At 49.5% G+C, this 21211-nt stretch carries 18 protein-coding genes and 1 riboswitch; of the genes, 3 read left to right on the forward strand and 15 right to left on the reverse strand.

Annotation, left to right across the window (positions count from 1 at the left end):
* Positions 1-278: 278 nt before the first annotated feature.
* The 3 genes from C170_RS14635 to C170_RS14645 form a co-directional block, all read right to left on the reverse strand.
* Positions 279-632 (reverse strand): hypothetical protein, encoded by a 354-nt coding sequence (locus C170_RS14635; RefSeq protein WP_036610715.1) that lies wholly within the window; start codon positions 630-632, stop codon positions 279-281.
* A gap of 203 nt (positions 633-835) precedes the next feature.
* Positions 836-1519, reverse strand: a complete 684-nt coding sequence (locus C170_RS14640) for a queuosine precursor transporter (protein ID WP_036610716.1) — start codon at positions 1517-1519, stop codon at positions 836-838.
* A 374-nt stretch (positions 1520-1893) separates the two neighbouring features.
* A complete protein-coding gene (locus tag C170_RS14645) occupies positions 1894-3291 on the reverse strand; it encodes an L-cystine transporter (protein WP_036610718.1) in 1398 nt (465 codons plus the stop codon).
* A 352-nt stretch (positions 3292-3643) separates the two neighbouring features.
* On the opposite strand from C170_RS14645, the gene C170_RS14650 reads away from it, so the two are divergent.
* Positions 3644-5344, forward strand: a complete 1701-nt coding sequence (locus C170_RS14650) for a methyl-accepting chemotaxis protein (RefSeq protein WP_036610720.1) — start codon at positions 3644-3646, stop codon at positions 5342-5344.
* A gap of 126 nt (positions 5345-5470) precedes the next feature.
* Here the strand turns inward: C170_RS14650 and C170_RS14655 are convergent, their stop codons facing one another.
* From C170_RS14655 to cobD, 11 genes are all read right to left on the reverse strand, one after another.
* Entirely contained in the window at positions 5471-7015 is a 1545-nt protein-coding gene (locus C170_RS14655; protein WP_051447203.1) for a cobyric acid synthase, read from the reverse strand.
* Between the two features lie 125 nt (positions 7016-7140).
* Complete coding sequence (cobS, locus tag C170_RS14660) at positions 7141-8031, reverse strand: adenosylcobinamide-GDP ribazoletransferase (protein ID WP_036610726.1); 891 nt, start codon at positions 8029-8031, stop codon at positions 7141-7143.
* Positions 8028-8588, reverse strand: coding sequence for a bifunctional adenosylcobinamide kinase/adenosylcobinamide-phosphate guanylyltransferase (gene cobU / locus C170_RS14665; protein WP_036610730.1), 561 nt, complete (start codon positions 8586-8588; stop codon positions 8028-8030). Before cobU ends, cobS begins: the two co-directional genes overlap by 4 nt.
* Positions 8585-9706 (reverse strand): nicotinate-nucleotide--dimethylbenzimidazole phosphoribosyltransferase, encoded by a 1122-nt coding sequence (cobT, locus tag C170_RS14670; protein WP_051447204.1) that lies wholly within the window; start codon positions 9704-9706, stop codon positions 8585-8587. The genes cobU and cobT overlap by 4 nt, the downstream gene beginning before the upstream one ends.
* 45 nt (positions 9707-9751) lie before the next feature.
* Positions 9752-10564, reverse strand: a complete 813-nt coding sequence (locus C170_RS14675) for an ABC transporter ATP-binding protein (protein ID WP_036610732.1) — start codon at positions 10562-10564, stop codon at positions 9752-9754.
* Entirely contained in the window at positions 10561-11607 is a 1047-nt protein-coding gene (locus C170_RS14680; protein WP_036610733.1) for a FecCD family ABC transporter permease, read from the reverse strand. Before C170_RS14680 ends, C170_RS14675 begins: the two co-directional genes overlap by 4 nt.
* A complete protein-coding gene (locus C170_RS14685) occupies positions 11604-12602 on the reverse strand; it encodes an ABC transporter substrate-binding protein (protein WP_036610734.1) in 999 nt (332 codons plus the stop codon). The genes C170_RS14680 and C170_RS14685 overlap by 4 nt, the downstream gene beginning before the upstream one ends.
* Positions 12603-13014: 412 nt before the next feature.
* Positions 13015-13164: riboswitch (cobalamin riboswitch) on the reverse strand.
* 146 nt (positions 13165-13310) lie between these two features.
* Positions 13311-13997 carry a histidine phosphatase family protein gene (locus C170_RS14690; protein WP_051447177.1) on the reverse strand — a complete coding sequence of 229 codons (687 nt, stop codon included), beginning with the start codon at positions 13995-13997 and terminating at the stop codon, positions 13311-13313.
* On the reverse strand, positions 13988-14968 hold the full coding sequence (gene cbiB / locus C170_RS14695; protein ID WP_036611103.1) for an adenosylcobinamide-phosphate synthase CbiB: 981 nt from the start codon (positions 14966-14968) through the stop codon (positions 13988-13990). The genes C170_RS14690 and cbiB overlap by 10 nt, the downstream gene beginning before the upstream one ends.
* A 37-nt stretch (positions 14969-15005) precedes the next feature.
* Positions 15006-15848, reverse strand: a complete 843-nt coding sequence (locus C170_RS14700) for an adenosylcobinamide amidohydrolase (RefSeq protein ID WP_036610736.1) — start codon at positions 15846-15848, stop codon at positions 15006-15008.
* Positions 15845-16996: a threonine-phosphate decarboxylase CobD gene (gene cobD, locus C170_RS14705; RefSeq protein WP_036610738.1), complete on the reverse strand. Its 1152-nt coding sequence runs from the start codon at positions 16994-16996 to the stop codon at positions 15845-15847. Before cobD ends, C170_RS14700 begins: the two co-directional genes overlap by 4 nt.
* A 189-nt stretch (positions 16997-17185) precedes the next feature.
* Between cobD and C170_RS14710 the strand changes: the two genes are divergently transcribed.
* Both C170_RS14710 and C170_RS14715 read left to right on the forward strand, forming a co-directional pair.
* Complete coding sequence (locus C170_RS14710) at positions 17186-18190, forward strand: lipoate--protein ligase (protein ID WP_036610740.1); 1005 nt, start codon at positions 17186-17188, stop codon at positions 18188-18190.
* A gap of 241 nt (positions 18191-18431) precedes the next feature.
* Positions 18432-19235 (forward strand): Cof-type HAD-IIB family hydrolase, encoded by an 804-nt coding sequence (locus tag C170_RS14715; RefSeq protein ID WP_036610742.1) that lies wholly within the window; start codon positions 18432-18434, stop codon positions 19233-19235.
* A 327-nt stretch (positions 19236-19562) separates the two neighbouring features.
* On the opposite strand, the gene C170_RS14720 is transcribed toward C170_RS14715, so the two are convergent.
* Positions 19563-21089 carry an NAD(P)/FAD-dependent oxidoreductase gene (locus C170_RS14720; RefSeq protein ID WP_036610744.1) on the reverse strand — a complete coding sequence of 509 codons (1527 nt, stop codon included), beginning with the start codon at positions 21087-21089 and terminating at the stop codon, positions 19563-19565.
* Positions 21090-21211 lie beyond the last annotated feature (122 nt).

Genomic DNA, 21211 nt, shown 5'->3' on the forward strand with positions numbered 1-21211 from the left:
TATGTCAAAACAGCCCATATACATCAATGCTCAGCCGATATTATGCATCATGAACTAAACTGCACGAAACTGTGCTGAACTGTATCTTCAAAATAATATACTCCTTTCGCGTACGCCTCAGGCCTGTATACAGAAAAAGTAGCAAGTACACACGCGAACGCAAAAATCCCGCAAATCCATGAATATCATGGGTTGCGGGATTTTAATTAATACAAAGCATATCCTAAATTACTCCGTCTGCATTCTACGTAATTTTATTTCTGCTCACTCATTTACCATTAGTCAAACTCATGCGTAATATCCTGCCAAGACTCCAGCTGTGGCAGCTGTTGCTTCCCCCAGTAATCCAGAAACCATTGAATAATCCCAGTCGTATCTGTTGTTCTGCAGCTGTAATGTCGGAAACCGTCCTCGCCTTCCTGCAAACGAATCTCCGCCACCATCTGCCCTGGTTCCTCAAGCGCAGCAGCCTGCATATACATACTTCCCTCCACCAGCTCGGAAGGTACAAGTACTACGAATTCCTGCAATTCCAGATTGGAGATCAACTCCACCAATAACGAGGCATTAATGCTATCATTCTCGTAGGTTGTGCCATTGCTTTCCAGTGTATAACGCAGTGTAGAGTACATGTGCGATTCCCCTTTGTATGAAAATCATCGTTCCTAATGATACACGCTTATAACGACAGGTCGTTTATATTATAACTTTTTCATAAAAATGTAAAAAGGATTTTTCTTGTTTCGGGTCTTTTCTATGAAAAAAACCCTTGCAGAGTCTGAATTACAATTGACTACGCAGAGGGGTTTTTTAAGTGATACTCTTTGAATATTGTCTAAGCCTCATCCTTAAACTTAAAGCTACGTGCAGCATACAGAAACGGCGTTCCAACCGCAGTTAATACAAATTTGATAATATACGTCGTCAGGAAGATTTCCAGCCAAACATCCCAAGGATAGATGAACGCAAACGCGATTGTGCAGAACACCAGTGTATCCACAAATGAACTGATGATCGAACTACCGTTGGTGCGAATCCACAACTGATTGCGCCCTGGGGCCACCTTGCGCAGCCAGGAGTACAATCGTACATCCAGGAACTGACTGATAAAGTAAGCCGTCAGACTTCCGAGTGCCAGACGTGGCAGCAGACCAAACAGCTTCGCCATAGATTCCTGTGCAAAGTCCGTTGGTGCCGGGTCAAAGTACAACACCATCTGCATCAGAACCGTTGTCATGATGAGCGTGAAAAACCCGAACCATACGGCTTTGCGTGCCTCACCTGGTCCATATTTCTCATTAAGAAGGTCACTGGTCAGGTACATGCTGACATACATCGTGTTGCCTAACGTCAGTACAATTCCCATGATATCTATCGTTTTGGTCACCTGAATGTTGGCTATAACCGTAGCCACACCAATCCAGGCATAGAGACCTTTTTTACCGAACAAGCGGTAACACAACAGGAAAAATCCATAAGTTACGAGAACAAAAACTGCTCCCCACCCTAAGTTAAACATAAATACATACACTGCCTTCCTAGTTTTGATTACGCGGGATGGTTACGAACCGCGGTTTGGCTCAGGGCCAAAACATGAATACTCTATCACATTTCTCGTCCCATGAACAGAACTAAATAACTCCAAGTCTGCCTGAGTGACTACGCCCCCTCCTATATTCCTCCCGCTTCCCTCTCGACCATACTAGTTTTTCCTACCTCTATTCCCCTTGCACCGTATATCGAAAAAGAAGACTGCTTCACCACTGTGCACAGCATAGTTTGATTGCCGCAAAAAAACCGCCCTCCGGATTCCTCCGAAGGACGGCTTTTCTCACTTGATTTGTAGACAGCTCTAGCTATCTTAATGTGAGCTTCTATCTAATCCATTCTGTATTAAGCCTGAGCCGCAGAATCCAGCTCACGGCTCTGATCGTTAAACGTGTCCCGATCGTTTTCCTTCAAAATTCTGCTCGTCACGAGTCCTGATGTCATCGACCCGTTCACGTTAAGCGCTGTACGACCCATGTCGATCAGCGGCTCCACGGAAATGAGCAGTCCAACCAGAGCCACAGGCAGATTCATGGTGGACAATACGATCAGCGAAGCGAAGGTTGCCCCGCCGCCTACGCCAGCCACACCAAACGAACTGATCATGACTACGAGGATCAAAGTCACAATGAAGTCCCAGCTCAGCGGGTCGATGCCGACCGTCGGAGCAATCATAACCGCCAGCATGGCCGGATAGATCCCGGCGCAGCCGTTTTGCCCAATCGTAGCCCCAAAGCTTGCAGACAGGTTCGCAATGCCGTCCGATACGCCGAGTTTCTTCGTCTGTGTCTCCACATTCAGCGGGATCGCCGCTGCACTTGAACGGGACGTAAAGGCAAATACCAGTGTTGGCAGCACCTTTTTCAAATACGTAACCGGGTTGAAGCCGGACAGAGAGATAATGATCAGATGAATAATAAACATGATCGCCAGCGCGATATAAGATGCAATCACGAATTTGATGAGCTTTAATATCTCTTCCGCATTGGTTGTCGCCGTTACCTTTGTAATCAGTGCTAGAATCCCGTAAGGCGTAAGCCTCAGCACCAGCGTAACAATTCGCATAACCACCGCATATACCGCATTAACCATACCGCGGAACGTCTCCGCCTGCTGAGGTTTTTTGCGATCCAGTCCAAGAACGGCTACACCGATAAACGCGGAGAAGATAACCACCGCCAGTGTGGATGTACGACGTTCTCCTGTCATATCTGCAAATGGATTCGAAGGAATGAATTCCAACACTTGCTGCGGGATGGTCTGATCCTTCACATCAACAAGCCGTTCCTCCACCTTCTGAATCTGCGCATTCTCCCGGTCTCCTCCTTGAATCTCAATGGAAGTCAGGTTAAAGCCAAGGCTCGTTACAATGCTGACACCTGCGGCAATCGCTGTGGTGATCAACAGAATGGCAATAATGGAAACACTCATCTTGCCGAGATTTTGCTTGCCCTTCAGATTCATAATGGCTGAGATGATCGACACCATGATCAATGGGATCACGACCATTTGCAACAAACGAACATATCCTGAACCGACCAGATTAAACCAATCGACTGATTTCGTAACTACATCAGAACCTGATGTGTACACCATTTGAAGAATAACCCCGTAAACAACCCCCAGTCCCAGACCCGCAAATACGCGTTTCGTAAAGGAGATATGCTTTTTCTGCATCCAGTAGAGGATACCAAGTAAGGCAAGTATAACCACTACATTCAATATGACTAGAAAAGTATCCATTTCTTTAAATCCTCCTCAGGCATGTGTGTAACCGGAGAATATCCGGTTTTCTCTTCTATCTTTTGTACTTCCGACAAAGACATTTTACAATATAACATATAACAAACTATTCTGGTAGGTATTAATTGATATTATGTAATATGCATGTAACAGATTCATCTATTTCTGAAAAAAATACACCAAATCGTGAAAATTGTTCTATTCAACCTCCGGTTAATTTTGTAATATAGGTATATCCGCTTATTCCCAAGTTTTCTCAATGTTCAATCTAGGTCTTTCTTCATTGGTAGATAGGTCTTAGGATTACGGAAAAGCGACAATGTTAATGAACATGACGTGAAAGGATGATCATATGTTTCGTAATCGCACCGTTGCCGGTAAAATCAGAGGCACCTTGTTCCTCGTTCTGCTGGTTGCTTCCCTGTTGTTCAGTATTAGTTTTTACGCCGTATCGATGAATATTATTCAAAGCTACGTGCTACCGCAGTTTGACAAAGTCCTAAACACGTCCATTCAGGATATATACAAGAATACTTCAGCATCCAAAATCCTGCAGGTACAGAGTGGCGGAGCCGGTTCTGAAGGTGCTGCCATGACCGTGGAATCGTACCTGGCAGATAAAGCAAAAGAACATAATTTGGATGCGGCTTACGTCGTTGCTATTCAAGATGGCTCAGCCAAAGTCGTTGTGGCCAACCCTTCTTCAAACATGAAAGCCCAGGACGAGATTAGTGTAGAACCCGCAATGAATGCAGCTATTGAGAACAAAGAAATGGTAATCAGTGAGGTCTACTCCGATTCCTTTGGTGTACATAAAGCAGCCTTTATCCCCATTGCAGGAAGTAACATGATTATGGCTGTGAGCATGGATGCCCAGTTCATTCAAGACAAGATTACCCAGATTTTCTGGTTGTGCCTTGGGATTACAGTATTAGTGTTTGTGCTCGGCTGGCTTATCTCCACTAGTATGATCAAAAGAGTTACCAAACCAATCATCAAGCTCGTCCAACATAGCAAACAAATATCCCAGGGTGATCTGACCGCTGAACTAGAGATCAAAGGTAAAGATGAAATTGCCCAGCTTGCCGCAAGCTTCCAGACGATGACGCATAACCTGAAAGAAATGATTAGCCGTGCCTTGTCCACGTCCAATGAAGTTGTATCAGGCTCCAATGACCTGCTTCAGCGGGTTGAATCGATGTCCGGTATGGTTCGAAACTCCAGCCGCTCCGCAGAAGATGCAGAAAAAGGCAGCATCAGCATTGCGTCAAGCGCATCCGAGAACGCCAGAGCTATGGAAGAAATTACGCAAGGTATCATGCATATTGCTTCTTCTTCTGCTGAAGTGTCTGACCAGATTGGTGAAGCAGCCAACGAGGCAGTTAACGGTAACCGACTGGCTCAGAATGCCATTGAGCAGATGGAGCGTGTAGGCCAGACAGCAAGCGAATCGTTGCGATATGTTGAAACTATGAATGAACGTTCGGTAGCCATCGGCACCATTGTTGCTTCCATTTTTGAAATCACCAAACAGATTAACATGCTGTCACTCAACGCCTCCATTGAAGCAGCACGTGCCGGAGAGCATGGCCGCGGATTCGCTGTTGTTGCTGGAGAAGTTCGCAAACTTGCCGAGCAATCCAAGACAGCCACCGAAGAAATTTCGGATTATCTGGGTACCATTCGTGAAGATGCTGAACGCTCGGTTGATGCCATGAACCGTGTAACCCAGGAGATTGGTTCAGGCACAACTGTTGTTCAACAAGCAGGCTCAGCCTTCCAGCAACTGAATGAATTGATTCAGAACGTGAATCTGACCATTCAGACCGTCTCGGCTTCTACACAACAAGTATCTGCTGGTGCTGAAGAAGTGAGTGCATCCGTTGAAGAAACGGCACAGATTACGACCAAATCCCGTGAAAGCATGTTACAGATTGCTTCAACAGCAGATCTGCAGCTCAGCGAGATGGATTCACATTCCAATACAGTTCGTCATCTGCATGAACAAGCTGTAGAGCTGCAATCCGCTATGAAAAATTTCAAAATAAACTAACAGGTTAACCATTAACCTATCATCACCTGTTTTAAACCTCATTTAATCATAGGATATACAATACCCCCATGTCGCTAACATTCCGTTTCTAGAGAACGGTTTGTCGGACATGGGGGTATTGTTGTTTCACTCGGGTGCCTGAACACCCATAATCTCGTACACACGCTTCATATCCAATGCCAAACGCAACGATTCGGCTACCCGATCAAACTCCATCTCCTTACGTTCATGCGCACTATACGTCTCCTGAAGTGGAGCCAGTCCCTTTCCTGCACGCAAGGCATTCAGCCACGAACGTCGGAATTGATCACTTTCAAACAAACCATGCAGGTAGGTTCCCCACACCCTGCCATCTACTGAGCCCCAGCCTTCTTGGAAAGGTTGACCACCTGGATGCGAGATTTCAAACAACGCGGTTACACGTTCAGGCTCGTGACACTCCGTAACGCCCATATGAATCTCATATCCGTTAATGGGTAATGAAGCATCTGCTACATCTTGCTCACCATACAGACGAATCGGGTGATCAGGCTGCACCCGTCCGGAAGCTCTGACGGTCTGCTTTTCCTGAAGAAACGTTGTCGATAGCGGGAGCCAGCCAAGTCCTTTTGCTTCCTGGATCTGATTCGCCTCCACAGCAAACGGGTCCTTCAGATGACGTCCCAGCATCTGGTATCCGCCGCATATCCCTACAAGCTGAAGATGCTCACGCTCGGTCTGGCTCGCAATTGCCTGCTCCAGCCCAGACTCACGCAGAAATGCCAGGTCACCTATGGTATCCTTCGTACCCGGTAGAAGAATGGCATCCGGACTGCCCAATTCCTCTGGTGAGGTCACGTAACGTACATTCACATCCGGTTCACGGGAAAGTGCGTCAAAGTCTGTAAAGTTGGAAATTCGCGGATATCGGATCACCGCCAGATCCAGCTCGGTTTTGCCGGATTTACCATGACGCATGGAGTCCAGCACCACCGAATCCTCTGCTTCAATCTGAATATCTCTTATATAAGGCAAAACACCTAATACTGGAATGCCTGTCCGTTCTTCGAGCCAGTCGAGTCCTGGTTGCAACAGGGACAGATCACCGCGGAACTTGTTAATAATGAACCCTTTAACTCGCGCCACCTCATGGGGTTCCAGCAGCTCCAGCGTACCTACAATGGAAGCAAACACTCCGCCCCGATCAATATCGGAGATCAGAATCACCGGCGAATCGGCCCAACCTGCCAGATTCATGTTGACGATATCCCGGTCCTTCAGATTGATCTCGGCCGGACTGCCCGCTCCTTCCATCAGCACCACATCATAGGTGTCCCGCAACCGATTCAGCGCATCCATCACCGTCTGCTTTGCTTCAGGCAGGAAATGCTGACGGTAGTCCGATGCACTCATCTGGGCAAAAGGTACACCATGTACCACGATCTGCGAATGCATGTCCCGCACCGGCTTGATCAGGATTGGATTCATATCGGTTGTCGCCTCAATACCACAGGCTTCGGCCTGTGCCCCCTGGGCCCGACCAATCTCCTTGCCATCTTCCGTCACATAGGAATTCAGTGCCATATTCTGTGACTTGAACGGAGCAGGCTTGAAGCCATCCTGCTTAAAAATCCGGCACAATGCCGTTGTGATGACACTTTTGCCCACATCGGAAGCCGTTCCTTGCAGCATCAGTACCGCCGCTGGTTGTGATAGCCTATCTTCCACGCTCTCTCCCCCTGTCTCCGTGTTATATCCAGATCACCTTGCTCCCAACCTCATGCGTAACACTTTCCATACTGCTTCTTACTTCAAAGTTAAAGCCAGAACAGTCCTTGAAGCACGCTCAGCACGGTCAACAAAGCCGCCTCCAGCAGCTCATTCATGGCACCATACGTATCCCCGGTTAAACCACCGAGCCGTTCACTGATCCGGGCAGCCACGAATCGGCCGATATAATAACACGCCACAGGCAGTATAATAACTGCCGCCACCGGGTATAGCCACCATGGCAGTGTTCCCAGACCACTCACCATCGCATCTGCAATCCCCATATCCGGCTTGAAAAGCCACACCGCGGCAAACGTAAGTGCCCCTGCGACCAAGGTCAGGCCCACAGCTGAACTTCGTGCACGCTGGACCTCCTTCCGCTCCCCGAGACCTTTAAACAATACAGCAAGTCCATCATCTTCGCGCGCATTCGGCCAGGCCGACATCGCATACACCATGAACCAGCGGCTCCAGATCATGGGCAGGATCAGCAACGCACCGTACACCCAGTGGCCCCGGGCAATAAAATCAGCGATCAGCGCAGCCTTCATCATCAGAAGCAACACGCAGGCGATCACGCCCATTGCCCCGACACGGCTGTCCTTCATAATCTCCAGCATCCGTTCACGGGTACGATAACTGAGCAAGCCATCCGCCGTATCCATCCATCCGTCAAGATGGAGCCCTCCGGTAAGCCATACCCATAACGTCAAGGTCAGGACGGCAGCCGGAAAGGCCGGAAGCACTGCACCGCTTAAGGCTCCCGCGAGCCAGACACACAGACCGATTGCAGCACCGACCAGCGGATAAAAGACAACACTTTCCCGCAGCAACGGCGGGACAAAATCGATTTGCATTTTGACAGGGAAACGGGACAAAAATTGAAAAGCGGCTGCCGCCGCATGTTTGCGCTGAGGAGCAGGCGTGCCATCCTTCATAAGCGGTACTCCTTGCTTTTTAGTTCAATCGCAATGCCTACGGTCACCAGAAACACTTCACCGCATATCGCCGCAATACGCTGATTCAGTACACCGGCCAAATCCCGATATTTCCTGCCAAGGGCATATTCCGGTACGATCCCATCTCCCACTTCATTTGTAACCAAAACAAGCAAACCGGGATAGGTTCGAATCGCTTCAACCAACGCGTCCAAATGTCCCTGTAACACCTGCTTCTCGTCATGCTCATGCGCTAACAAAACATTTGTCAGCCACAGCGTCAGGCAATCCACCAGAATGGTGGGTGCAGAAGTCCCTGTATGCCCTTCACCCATGCGGCTTATCAAAGCAGGTAGATGTATCGGCTCTTCTGTTGTATGCCACAGATACCCCGATGCCTCGCGCTGATGCTGATGCATCGCGATACGCTCACGCATTTCATCATCGTACGCCTGAGCTGTCGCCACATACCACGCCTCCGAGGAACGCTGCATGCAGAGACGCTCGGCAAAGGAGCTTTTGCCACTGCGTGCGCCGCCTGTCACCAGTACACTCATCGTGAACTCTCTCCTTGCAGGGATGAATCAACCGACGCAGCGGAATCTGGAGCAGGGCTTGTTCCATCCGAGACACCCGCGCTTGCAAAGGTTGCCATCTCATTTAGAATGAGACAGGCTGCGTCAATCAGATGAAGACTGAGCACGCCGCCTGTGCCTTCACCCAGACGCATGTCCAGATCCAGCATCGCTTTCAGGTCCAGTTCACGCAGCAGCGCTCCATGTCCATTTTCGTGGGACGTATGAGAAGCGATCATATAGGCTGTGCTCAGAGGTGCAAGTTGTCTCGCCACCAGCGCTGCCGCGGTAGAGATGAACCCGTCTACAACGACAGGGCAACGATGAGCAGCTGCTGCGAGAATAACCCCTGTGAGTCCGGCAATCTCCAGTCCACCCACCTTGCACAGAACATCCAGTGCATCTTCCGGGTTTGGTGCGTTTACGCTAAGCGCCCGGCTGACTACAGCAGCCTTGCGATGCAAGCCTGCATCATCAATGCCGGTTCCTCGCCCCACGGCGGCAGCAGGTGCAACTCCGGTTAACGCGCTCATTACCGCAGCACTTGCAGTAGTGTTGCCAATTCCCATCTCCCCGGTGACAAACAGCTGTGTTCCCTTCGCCACCTCTGCCGCTACAACTTCGGCTCCTGCAAGGATAGCCCGAACTGCCTCATCCCGGGTCATCGCTGCCCCTCGGGCCATGTTGGCCGTGCCTTTGCGAATTTTACGGGAAAGCAGGTCAGGATGTTCAAGATCGGCATTCACACCGATATCCACACAGATCACACCAGCTCCGGCGTGACGGGCAAGCACATTCACTGCCGCACCTCCAGCGAGGAAATTCAGGACCATCTGCGGGGTCACTTCGGCAGGAAAAGCACTGATGCCCTCTTCCACTACACCGTGATCCGCGGCCATGACAATGACCGCCCTGTGATCAAAACGCGGACGTGCATTGCCAGTCATGCCTGCTAGGCGGATCACCAGCTCTTCCAATTTGCCCAGACTCCCCGGCGGCTTCGTCAACGAATCCACGTGCGCAGAGGTTTCTGCCGCCACTTCCTGATCAGGAGCAGTAATCTTACTTGTTAAATGCTCCAACACCTGTTCATTATTCATACAACCAGCACTTCCTTCATCAAAATATGGGTTGCCCCGTTTCATTTAATCGATGTCCCGCCGCAGCAGCAGTTGAGGTATGGCATGGTCGGGATGAGAGACAATCGCGGGTTTGACGCGAAATATATCCTGGATATTCTCATCGTTGATCAACGTATGAGGTGTACCCTTTCCAACCGCCATGCCCTCACGCAGCGCCAGAATGTGATCGCAAAATAACGCGGCCAGATTCAGATCATGCAGCACAGCCACAATCGTAATGTTATTTCTCTGTCGCCATGCCGATAACAATTCCATGAATTGCAATTGATATTTAATATCCAGAAACGTGGTCGGCTCGTCCAGCAGCAGTAACCTCGGCTCCTGAGCCATAACTTTGGCTAGTGCGACCCGCTGCCGTTGCCCGCCGCTGAGTGCATCCAGCGGTCTGTCCGCCAGTTCTGTCAATCCCAGGTCTTCAAGCACCCTGTCCACCACAAGTGCCCCATCGCCCACTTCCCGCCCCAGCCAGTTCTGGTATGGATATCGCCCCATCTCCACCACGTCTCGCACGGGATAGGAGATGGCTGGTAAGCCATCCTGCTGCAATACAGCGATCATGCGCGATAGGTCCTTACGGCTGTAAGAGCCGATGTCTCGACCATCGATACGAATCTGACCTTCGTTTAACTGTTCCGTTCCGGCAATAAGCTGGATCAGGGTGGACTTGCCACTGCCGTTTGGTCCGACAACTCCCCACCAGTCACCTTCGCCAACATGCCAGTCTACATTGTGCAGTGCCTGATGATTGCCATATGACTTCCCTGCTCCCTTAATGGAGATAAGTGAAGTCGAGTTGGAACTGGTACTGGAATTCATGGCATCATCCCCTTCTGCAACTTTTTGTTCCGGTTCAGCAGGTAAGCAAAGAACGGCGCACCAACAAAGGCGGTGACAACACCGAGCGGAATTTCAGTTGGCGCCAGCAACGACCTTGCGATGGTATCTGCCCACACCATGAAGATCGCTCCACCAATGGCAGACAAAGGTACCAGCAGTCGGTAATCCGGTCCCACCAGCAGTCTTAACATATGCGGGATCACCAATCCAACGAATCCGATGACACCCGATACCGAGACAGCACCTGCGGTCAGCAGTGTGCCAACTGCCAGCACGGACAGCTTAAGCCGGTCCACTCCGATCCCGATATGTGCCGCTTGACGTTCACCCAGTGCAAGCACATTCAACGAGCGTGCGCGGCTCCAGAGAAAGACCAGCCCTAACAGAAAATACGGGAAAAGGATGGCCGTATACGACCACCCACGCAGAGCCAGACTTCCCATCGTCCAGTATATAATTTCATTAATCGTCTGTTTCGACATGGTCGACAGGAAGGAAACAACTGCGCCCAGGAAACTTTGCATGACCACACCAGCCAGAATGAGGCTGTGTGTAGGTATTTTACGCCCTTCACGAGCCAGTGCCATAACAAACCATAACGTGATTACACCCGTCAAAAACGCCACCAGTGGCAACGTCCAGATTCCGATCAGTGCATACTGCAATCCGAAGAAAATCAGAAAGGCTGCACCCACCGAAGCACCGGATGATACGCCCAGGGTGAACGGGTCTGCCAGTGGGTTCCGAAGAACCCCCTGGAATCCCGTACCTGCAATCGCCAACGATGCGCCCACGAGCACGGCAAGCAGTACACGTGGGAATCTGACTTTCCAGATAATCTGTTCGGCTGCCTTATTCCAATCCGGTGTAATCCAATCGCCCACCCAGGGAATTTTGTGAATCAGGATGCCTGCAATATCCCGGATCGGCAACGCTACTGAACCAATGCCCGTGCAGATGAGCACAGTGAGCACCAGCAGCACCATGCCCGTCGTTCCGAACAGGATCAGCTTTTTACTCATTGGAACAAGTCAGGGTAGATCGCTTTGGCTACTTCTTTCAACCCTTGAGTTACACGTGGACCCGGACGACTCAGCAGGTTGGCATCCAGGCCAATAACCGCGTCATTTTTCACAGCCGTAATTTGATCCCAGCCGCTGCGCGCCTTGATGATCTGATCCAGTGTTTTGGAGTTTTCGTCAATTACATCGTTGGCATACAGGATCACATCCGGGTTGGAGGCAATCACGTTCTCTTCGTTAATTTCATACCAACCCTCTTTGTCCGAAGCAATATTGCTACCACCAGCTACAGTGATGAGTTCATCCATGAATTCGCCTTTACCCACAGTCCAGCCCGGGGAGAATTCAACGTATACTTTTTTCTTCTCTTCCGGTTTAACTGCCTTCACCGCTTCGGTTACATCCGTCACGTCCTGTTTCATCTGTGTGATGATCTCCTGAGCTTTTTCCTGATGATCGGTAATTTTACCGAAGGTTTCGATATTATTCATCACATCGTCAATGGATTTAGGATCCGTTTTGAAAATGGTAATGCCCAGTTCGCGCAGCTTTTTCACCGCATCCTCACTCATCGAGATACCTGTGAAGACAATGTCGGCTTCAGCTGCAATGATGGACTCTTCATTGGGCTTAGTGATACCGCCCATTTTAGCTTTGGTTGTTGCCGCTTCCGGATAATCGTCATAGTCGGATACACCAACGATTTGATCGTCCAATCCAAGGGCAAACAGGGATTCCGTCTCAGCCGGAGACACAGATACAATTTTGGCCGGTGCCTTTTCAAAGGTGAACGATTCACCCGTTGCATCCGTAACGGTAAGTGGATATTGTGTTTTGAGGTCCGTCTGCGCCTGGTCTTGGGACTGCTCCTGTGCCGGTTGCTGTGAAGTACCTGTACCCTCGTTCGTTGTTGCATTGCCACATCCGGCCAAAGCCAGTGCGAGTGCCGCTGCACTTAGCAGGGACGCTACGTTTTTCCAATTCTTGAAATTCATTCTGTTATTCTCCCCTTCTCTATTTGTACTATTTTCTTGCATCGTGCTCAAACTCTTACTCCCCATGCCTTGGTGTTCCTGTGTAAGGTTTGAACTGCAATATTTACACGCTAACGGAGAGTGCAGAACCAATCTGAAGAAACGAAGTGTTCGCCTTTATCACCGGATTTTCCCTTTCAAAAAAGGGAATCAAAAAATCTGGGGATAACAGCGATCGGAAGATGGTACTGCAATCGGAGTGACCTCGTGTAAAATTGGTCTCGGTTCATCTTACATGAACAATAAAAAATCCCTAATCCTTACGTCTAAGATCAGGGATGACGTCTCGCATATGGCGATCTGTACATGTTCAACCAAGGGTTGTCCATGCGCATAGAATAGCCCGAAACGCTGTCCTTTCCTCGAAGGAACACCGGTTTGTACGTCCAGGGCAGGTAACCTGACTTACAGGAATCATCCTGTTTTACAGTGGCGGGACCGTGCCGGATTTGCACCGGCTTCCCCATTTCACCCTTGTGTGTTTCATGACTCGTACTAATTTGCCATGAAAACAGCCTTCACACGCGGGACCCTTGGTCGCTGATATGGTAAACCATTGCCGTGTAATTTCTGCATACTACATACTCGTTCAGGCTTCACACCTGCAGCGTATCTGTATCCATGCTGAAGTCACACTTCTGTTGTGATTATAGGGTATATTGTACATCCTTACAACCCGATCGCTGGAAAAGTCACTCTGCTGCCAAACCACTGATTCCCCTGTTGTTCAAGCTGAACCTGAATCACCTGTCCCGGGACGACATGTGTATCCCAGAACCCAAGCCCGGCAATTAGACGGGACAAGGCATACCGGATGACGCCACCATGCGTAACCACAACTATGGTTGGCACTTGCCCCTCATCAACGTGCATCGAAGAACGGCCCTCCAACAACATCTCTTGGAGAAAGGAATCCAACCGTCCGGTAAACTCCTGCCACGATTCCCCTCCGGGCGGAGTGACCTCCTGCGGCGCATCAATCCAGCTTCGGTACACAGGGTTATCCTTAAGCTGATCATACGTCAGCCCTTCCCACTCTCCAAAATCATTCTCACGCAGACGCGAGTCAAACTTCACCTGTGCGCTGGCATCAGGAAGAATCTGTTCCAGCGTCTGTCGGCAGCGAAGCAAATCACTGCAATACACCTCGTGCCACGAAACACCGCTCAATTGTTCATGAAGCGGAGCCAGTTCTTCTTTGGCATTTGGCAGCAGACCGATGTCGGTATGCCCCAGGTATCTTTTTTCCACATTCCACAGCGTTGTCCCATGACGGACCCACAGAATGTTTCGTTTCAGCGGCCCGGGTTGATCCCTATGTACTTCATTGCCTGCATTCTCTTCATTTAAGGCCATAACAGCGTCCCTCCTGCCAGCCACACACCCAGCGTTATGAACACGCATAGTACCACAAAAGCCCCTGCTGACCAGAACATCAGACGTGATGTTTGCACAATATCCTCGGCTTCCATCGGCCGTGTGGCCTCGCCCATGTAGGCACGAAATGAAGCAACGCCGTGATACACGTTATATCCGCCAAGGCGGATGCCCAGTGCTCCAGCCACCGCTGATTCGGGAAAACCACTATTCGGACTTGGATGTAGTCTTGCATCCCGTGCAACTATGCGTGCTGCTCCTTTGGCGTCCAGCTTCATGACCCAGGCACCCACGATTAACAGAATCGCGGTCAGCCGGGCAGGTATCCAGTTCGCCACATCATCTAGACGGGCCGAGGCCCAGCCAAGATGCAGATACTTGTCATTTTTATATCCGACCATGGAATCCAGCGTGTTGACGGCGCGATAAGCCATGGCAAGCGGAGCGCCTCCAATGAGCGCATAGAATAACGGCGATACAATGGCATCCACGATATTTTCGGCAACCGTCTCTACCGTTCCCCGCACAACCTCGGGTTCATCCAGATGCGCCGTATCACGTCCAACAATCATGCCCAGTGAACGTCTAGCCGCCGGCCAATCCTGCTGCTTCAGATAACGATACACTTCCATACCTGCATCCTTCAGCCCTTTTGAAGCAATGGTCGTTGCAATGAGCATCACTTCAGCTGCCGCTGCAATGACAGGATGAATTAGCCCAAGCAGATATAAGAGTCCCCACGTGATCGCAAAAGACCCCCCCGCAATCACAATTGGGAACAACAGCCCGGATCTCTTCAGCCCCAAATCTGTGCGCACACACGAGCGAATGACACGCTCCAAAGCCGAGATGCCTTTTCCCATGCCAATCACGGGGTGGGGAATCCAGCGCGGATCTCCGATACATCGGTCCAACAGGTACGCCAGTATAATAATCCAGGCTCCCGCCATGCCTGTCCAGAACGGCCAGGTCCATAGATGCTCCACCTCAAAAGTCATTTGTTCCTGACCCTCTCTTCCATAACAGTCCGGCCCGAAGGCTTTCCGTTACCGTGTCGTATACCAATCTGCCAATCGCCGCCCCTGCCGTAGTCGCTGTCCCGGAATAAGTAATCATCGGCGGAGGTTCCTCCACTTCCACTGCCTGACCTACTGCAATCACAATGGCGTCGGTTGTGGTGCCGGTAGCGGGCAACCCGTTCTCCGAATCTAGAACACCCGCATCCGCCAGCGCGGCCGCTTTGGCTTCCACCGCCGTCTGTACTGCATTCACCATCGCCCCGCTGGTCATGCGTCCATTCAACCAGAGCATGATGTTAATTGTACCCGGGACATAGGATGGCATCGTCAGATTCCGTGCTGAAGGAGCAGAGCGCTCCCTGCCGGAAGACATCGTCTTATTTCCCGCCGCGTCAAATACCGTTCTCTCCGACCCCGCTCGTGCGGCATTTGATACACCCGCAGTGGTGCAGCACAGAAGGCCAAATTCATCACTTGTATATTCCTGAATGGAGGTATGCTCCAGCCTTACGGCCGTCAATAATCCGGCACATTGATCACGCGGCTCTTGCCATTCGTTCAGCGCTTGTTCGATATCACGCGGCGGATCATCACAGCGGTAATGCCTGTCCACATAGATGTTAAAAATGCGATCCAGTTCAAACATCCCACCGCCATATACCGCACTTGATAGCGCTTGGACAGCCATTGGGCTCTGTGCTTTGATATGTCGTTCATGTGCGGATATGTTCAGTCCCGGCCAGGAAGAGGAAGCATATTCATTCTCGTCTGTTTCTCCATTCGTAAAGTAGTTATAAAACGGGAGTGTCATTGCCGCTTCCCTCCCTGTTCCTCATCTTTCGTCTGATCGACATTCGGATATCCCTTGGTTTCCAGCACGCTGCCCAGCACTTCGAGGAATGTAGCATTGGCATCTTCATCCTTGACCGCGAAACGTACATGCCCTTTGTCAAGCCCCGGATACATGGCACAGCTGCGAATCAGAATCCCTCCTCGCCCCAGCGCCTCCTGCATTGATGCCGCTGTCCAAGGGGCCGGCACACGTGCCAAAATAAAGTTCGCCTCTCCCGGTGTCACCGCACATCCGTACGCCTTCAGACCTTCGATGAGACGCCCCCGTTCCCGCGTGATCTGTGACATGGTCTCCTGTTCGTACCGTTCTCCGCTGCGCAGACAGGCTTCCCCTGCCATGAGCGCCAGACCGTTGACACTCCAGGTCACCTGTTTCTTTGTCATCGCCTGAATGTATTCGGCACGGCCCAAAGCATATCCGAGACGCAAACCCGGAATGGCATAAAACTTCGTCATCGAGCGAATGATGATCACATTAGGATAGTCATTCAGTTGTGCTGCCAGGGACTGACGCCGGTCTACCGGAATAAAATCCATAAAGGCCTCGTCAATGACAAGTACGGTTCCCGTTTCTTCCGCTTTGCGTGCAAGCCTTTTTAATACCTCAAGTGGATATTGTACACCGTTTGGATTGTTGGGCTGGCCGAGGAAGAGCAGGTCTACCTTTTCCATGAGTTGCTCGATGTCCTCGGGTTCCGCTCGCCACGCCAGTTCTTCTCTTCCCTCCGTATGCACAACCTCGGCACCGAATTGTCGTGCCAACGACCGGTACTCCGAAAATCCCGGTTCCACCGTACCCACCTTGCGCGGGGCAAGCCCCAGCAGAATGAGCGCCATGCTTTCGGCTGCGCCGTTGCCCACGGAAATCTGCTCCTGCATCACACCAAGACGCTCGCTCAGCAGTGCTTTGAATCCCCGATGCGCCGGATCGGGATACCGAATCACCGACTGCAATCCTTGCTGTATAGCCTCCAGCACCCCTCCGGGCGGACCGAGCGGATTAATGTTGGCACTGAAATCCAGAAAATCAGCGGCTTCCCTCCCAAATCGTGACGCAGCCGTCTCCACGTCCCCGCCATGTCCGAACACTTCGATATAACCGGTCATTCTTCCGTCATCCTTTCTGTATGTCCTTTTTATTATGGATGGCACGGGAGGTGTGGGTCAATCCTGTTTTCTTTGTGTCCCAACCATAATTCGTTTACAATAGAAGAGGAATTTCGGTTCCTTTTGATATACAAGGTTCACTACATAAGGGACTAGCAATCCCTCACATACATTAATGGAGGAATGACCATGCTGTTTGTAGACAACCAGGGCATTACAGATCCTTCTGTAAACCTTGCCATTGAGGAGTACATTCTGAAGCATCTGCCGATGGAGGATGACAGCTATCTGCTGTTCTACATCAACCGTCCGTCGATCATCATCGGAAAACATCAAAATACGATTGAAGAAATTAATATCGAGTACGTTCAGGATAACGGTGTGCAGGTCGTTCGTCGTCTTTCGGGAGGCGGAGCGGTATATCACGATCTGGGCAACCTGAATTTCAGCTTTATTACAGCGGATGACGGTCAATCCTTCCACAATTTCCGCAAGTTCACCCAGCCTGTGGTTGAAGCTTTGCACGAGCTTGGTGTAAATGCCGAGTTGACCGGGCGTAATGATCTGCAAGTGGGCGAAAAGAAAATTTCGGGCAATGCCCAGTTCTCCACACGTGGGCGCATGTTCAGTCATGGCACATTGATGTTTGATCTGAATCTGGAGCATGTTCAGGCTTCCCTGAACGTCAATCCCGAAAAATTCAAATCTAAGAGCACCAAATCCGTGCGCAGCCGGGTCGCCAACATACGGGATCTGATTGACACCAACCTGACGATTGAGCAGTTCCGCGATGAGCTGTTACGTCACATTTTCAGAATGGAGCCACAAGACGTCCCGCAATACAAGCTGACTGACAAGGACTGGGACAAAATTAAGGAAATTTCCGCTGAGCGTTATAACAACTGGGACTGGAACTATGGCTTGTCTCCGGAAAGTAATGTGAAGCACACTCGCAAATTCCCTGTTGGCATCATCGATCTGCGCATGAACATCAAGGATGGACGCATCGAAGATATCAAAATCTTTGGCGACTTCTTCGGTGTAGGCGATGTGGCGGATATCGAAAATATGCTACGCGGCAAGAGGTATGAGGAAACCGAGGTGCGTACTGCACTTGAGGGCCTGGATGTAAAACATTACTTCGGCAACCTTGAACTGGAAGACTTTATTGGCCTTGTTTTCCTGGAAGAGTAAAATTTAGATGTAAGTATAGTTTTAGAACGAAGTCTAAGATTACACGTTAACGGAGAAGACAGAATTCATCGGGAGAAGCGAAGCCTTCGCCTTTATCAACGGATTTCCCCTTGGGGAGATGGAATCAAAAATCCGGGGATAACAGCGATCGAAAGATGAATCTGTATTCGGAGTGGCCTCGTGTAAAACTTATTTTTTCGTTCGTTAATATAGATACAGATAAAAAAGGAGAGAAACACAGATGAGCTACAAATTGATTGCAATCGACATTGATGACACCCTGATCAACGACAACAAGGAAGTAACCCCTGCTACACAGACTGCACTGGAACAAGCAGTTGCCCATGGTGTAACTGTAACGCTGGCGACTGGACGTGCTTATGCTTCCGCACAAGCACTGGCTCGTCAAACAGGACTTAACGTGCCGATCATTACGTATCAAGGCGCATTGGTGAAAAACCTGCTGGACGAAAAAGTCCTCTATGAGCGTTACGTTCCACAGGAAGCTTCCCGCAAATTGTATGATTACTGCCTGGAGAACAATCTCCACCTTCAAACATACATTGACGACAAGTTATATGCCCGTGAGGAAAACGACAAGCTGCGTGATTATGCCAAATTAAACGGCACCCAATATTACATCGAATCTGATTTCATCAAAGTCATCGAACAAAAAACACCAAAGCTACTTATTATCGATGAGCCAGACTACTTGGATAAGGTTGCCGTTGACTTACGTGAATTGCTCGGACCTCAAGTGCACATCACAAAGTCCAAACCTTACTTCCTGGAAATCATGCACAATGAAGGAACTAAAGGTCACGCCCTGACCTTCCTGGCTGACCATTTCGGTCACCAGCTCAGCGAGTGTATTGCTATCGGCGACTCCTGGAACGACCATGAGATGCTCGAAGTTGCCGGTCTTGGTGTAGCGATGGGAAATGCCATCCCTGCGCTGAAAGAGCTGGCGGACTACATTACGGCAAGTAATAACGAAGACGGTGTAAAAGAAGTTATCGAGAAGTTTGTGTTGAACGCAGAGTAAATGAGATCAACGAACAGCCCAGTCGGCGAATTTCGCCGTACAGGGCTGTTTTTTTGATTTTAAAAATATGTTCATTATCCTATTTAGCGATTATATTTGGTATATTTTTCTGTTATTTTTTATGTTTTGAGAGCAACAATGCGGTAATCAAGGATAATTGTAGTGAAATCGTAATCGCCATAGATAAGATGACACGATTTGTATCTGGGACATCGGCAAAAAATAAAACAATAAAAAATACAATAAATGAGATTACAATGCTAGCTATGAAATTTAAAATTATTCGTTTCATGTTTTGCCTACTTTCACGCACCACGATTCATTGTTTTACTTGCTCATGGCATGCTGGAAAGACTCCAGCAGTTTTTTGATTTGCCCATCAAATTCCAGTTGAAATGACGGAATGATCTCATCTATTCTTTGCTGGAATAACTCCGGATCTTGGACACCAAGCTCTGCTCTTAACTCCATTTCTTCTTCGGAACCGTTGTCGTTCAGGATCATGTTCAGGATTTCACCTTTAAAGTATTCACTTGGAGGAAGGATTAGAGCATTCATCAGGAACTGGGTAAAAAAGAGATGTTTATTATTTTCCTGACTCGCCTTTTTCATCGCCTGCTTAGTAAACAAGTTTATATACTTCTGAGCAAACGCAACCCCTTTCATTCGGGAAGGCCCAACATGTTCGACCCCTTTCCAACGCAGATCGGCCACAGAACTAAGCCACCAGGCTGGTTCAATGGCCTGCTGCATACGAAGCAACACTTGGCGCTCAAACTGCGGCTCAGGATGCATTCGCTGCTCATCCAAGCATTTCCCTATGGTCTCGGCTTCAATTGCAGCAACCGTCATGCCTTGACCATGGATCGGATCGAAGCTGCAGAATGCATCGCCAAGGACAAGTAATCCGGAGGGCCAATTCTCCATCAGTTCAAAATGTTGACGAACAGACTCGGAAATACGGTATCCACGAGGCCCTTGAAAAGGCTCCAGCTGGTCTGCCAACGCTACGATTTCATCCGAAGCAAACAGATGTTTGATTTGCTCTTGGAACTCATCCGGATGGGTTGGAGGATATTCATCTCCTCCTGCGTTGAACAGTAACAGACCAGCGATATCATTTTCAATGCGCCACAACATGCCTGCACGAGTTCCTTGCACAGGATCGGACTCTGTTATCACCGTTCCCCAGTCATTTTGAATAGAGGATGGTATCTTATAATAGCGGGTGCTGTAACCAAGAGACACCTTTAGCACTTCCGGCTCAGGCACGGACAACCCTATCTGTTCAAGCCATCTGATCAATTTGGAAGAACGTCCCGCGGCATCAATAACCATATCTGCTACAAGCATTGCTTCCGGATTATCCCGGCCTCTTTCTTTGGTATACACGCCTGTAATCAAACGCTGATCTTCTGATGCCATTAAACCAGTAACTTCCGTGCTCGTTAAGAAGCTTATATGATCTATGTTCTGGACTCGCTGACGCAATACCCATTCCAGCAGAGCTCTGCTGCTCGATGCAATTTTGAATGAGGAAGCAGCATTCGCTTTATTAACTAATGTACCGTAGCGATTGGCAATCATAAACTTCTCTTCATGTGAAGGAATGGCACCAAGCGCGACCAATTCGTCATTGTATCCGGGAAAGTAATGTTCCAGAATGAGTCCGCCGCGCGGTAATACACGATGTGGATGAAAGGATTGAGGCACACCCTGCCGATTTGCCGGCTCAGAAGGCAATTCATCTCGCTCAATGATACATACCTCATCATAATAATCAGATAACATCCTTGCAGTGATTAACCCTGCAATACCTGCCCCGATCACCACAGCTTTTTTCATGTCGGACATCGCCACTTCATCCTCTCTAATCCATCATATTTTATCTACACTTGTAGCCCTATCAAAAAATTACTTATAATACCAATATACACTTGAAATCTCGTTCCATGTAAGAATCAATGTGTTGATAC

The sequence above is a fragment of the Paenibacillus sp. FSL H7-689 genome (assembly GCF_000517905.1).
Taxonomy (GTDB): Bacteria; Bacillota; Bacilli; order Paenibacillales; family Paenibacillaceae; genus Paenibacillus; species Paenibacillus amylolyticus.

What these genes read in the sequence shown, in the direction of transcription:
- C170_RS14720 (WP_036610744.1), bottom strand. Translation starts at nt 21,089, where the DNA reads ATGTCCGACATGAAAAAAGCTGTGGTGATCGGGGCAGGTATTGCAGGG.
- C170_RS14685 (WP_036610734.1), bottom strand. Translation starts at nt 12,602, where the DNA reads ATGAATTTCAAGAATTGGAAAAACGTAGCGTCCCTGCTAAGTGCAGCG.
- C170_RS14710 (WP_036610740.1), top strand. Translation starts at nt 17,186, where the DNA reads ATGCTGTTTGTAGACAACCAGGGCATTACAGATCCTTCTGTAAACCTT.
- cobT (WP_051447204.1), bottom strand. Translation starts at nt 9,706, where the DNA reads ATGAATAATGAACAGGTGTTGGAGCATTTAACAAGTAAGATTACTGCT.
- C170_RS14700 (WP_036610736.1), bottom strand. Translation starts at nt 15,848, where the DNA reads ATGACACTCCCGTTTTATAACTACTTTACGAATGGAGAAACAGACGAG.
- cbiB (WP_036611103.1), bottom strand. Translation starts at nt 14,968, where the DNA reads ATGGCGGGAGCCTGGATTATTATACTGGCGTACCTGTTGGACCGATGT.
- C170_RS14650 (WP_036610720.1), top strand. Translation starts at nt 3,644, where the DNA reads ATGTTTCGTAATCGCACCGTTGCCGGTAAAATCAGAGGCACCTTGTTC.
- C170_RS14715 (WP_036610742.1), top strand. Translation starts at nt 18,432, where the DNA reads ATGAGCTACAAATTGATTGCAATCGACATTGATGACACCCTGATCAAC.
- C170_RS14645 (WP_036610718.1), bottom strand. Translation starts at nt 3,291, where the DNA reads ATGGATACTTTTCTAGTCATATTGAATGTAGTGGTTATACTTGCCTTA.
- C170_RS14690 (WP_051447177.1), bottom strand. Translation starts at nt 13,997, where the DNA reads ATGGCCTTAAATGAAGAGAATGCAGGCAATGAAGTACATAGGGATCAA.
- cobS (WP_036610726.1), bottom strand. Translation starts at nt 8,031, where the DNA reads ATGAAGGATGGCACGCCTGCTCCTCAGCGCAAACATGCGGCGGCAGCC.
- C170_RS14640 (WP_036610716.1), bottom strand. Translation starts at nt 1,519, where the DNA reads ATGTTTAACTTAGGGTGGGGAGCAGTTTTTGTTCTCGTAACTTATGGA.
- C170_RS14680 (WP_036610733.1), bottom strand. Translation starts at nt 11,607, where the DNA reads ATGAGTAAAAAGCTGATCCTGTTCGGAACGACGGGCATGGTGCTGCTG.
- C170_RS14675 (WP_036610732.1), bottom strand. Translation starts at nt 10,564, where the DNA reads ATGAATTCCAGTACCAGTTCCAACTCGACTTCACTTATCTCCATTAAG.
- cobD (WP_036610738.1), bottom strand. Translation starts at nt 16,996, where the DNA reads ATGACCGGTTATATCGAAGTGTTCGGACATGGCGGGGACGTGGAGACG.
- C170_RS14655 (WP_051447203.1), bottom strand. Translation starts at nt 7,015, where the DNA reads ATGCTGCAAGGAACGGCTTCCGATGTGGGCAAAAGTGTCATCACAACG.
- cobU (WP_036610730.1), bottom strand. Translation starts at nt 8,588, where the DNA reads ATGAGTGTACTGGTGACAGGCGGCGCACGCAGTGGCAAAAGCTCCTTT.
- C170_RS14635 (WP_036610715.1), bottom strand. Translation starts at nt 632, where the DNA reads ATGTACTCTACACTGCGTTATACACTGGAAAGCAATGGCACAACCTAC.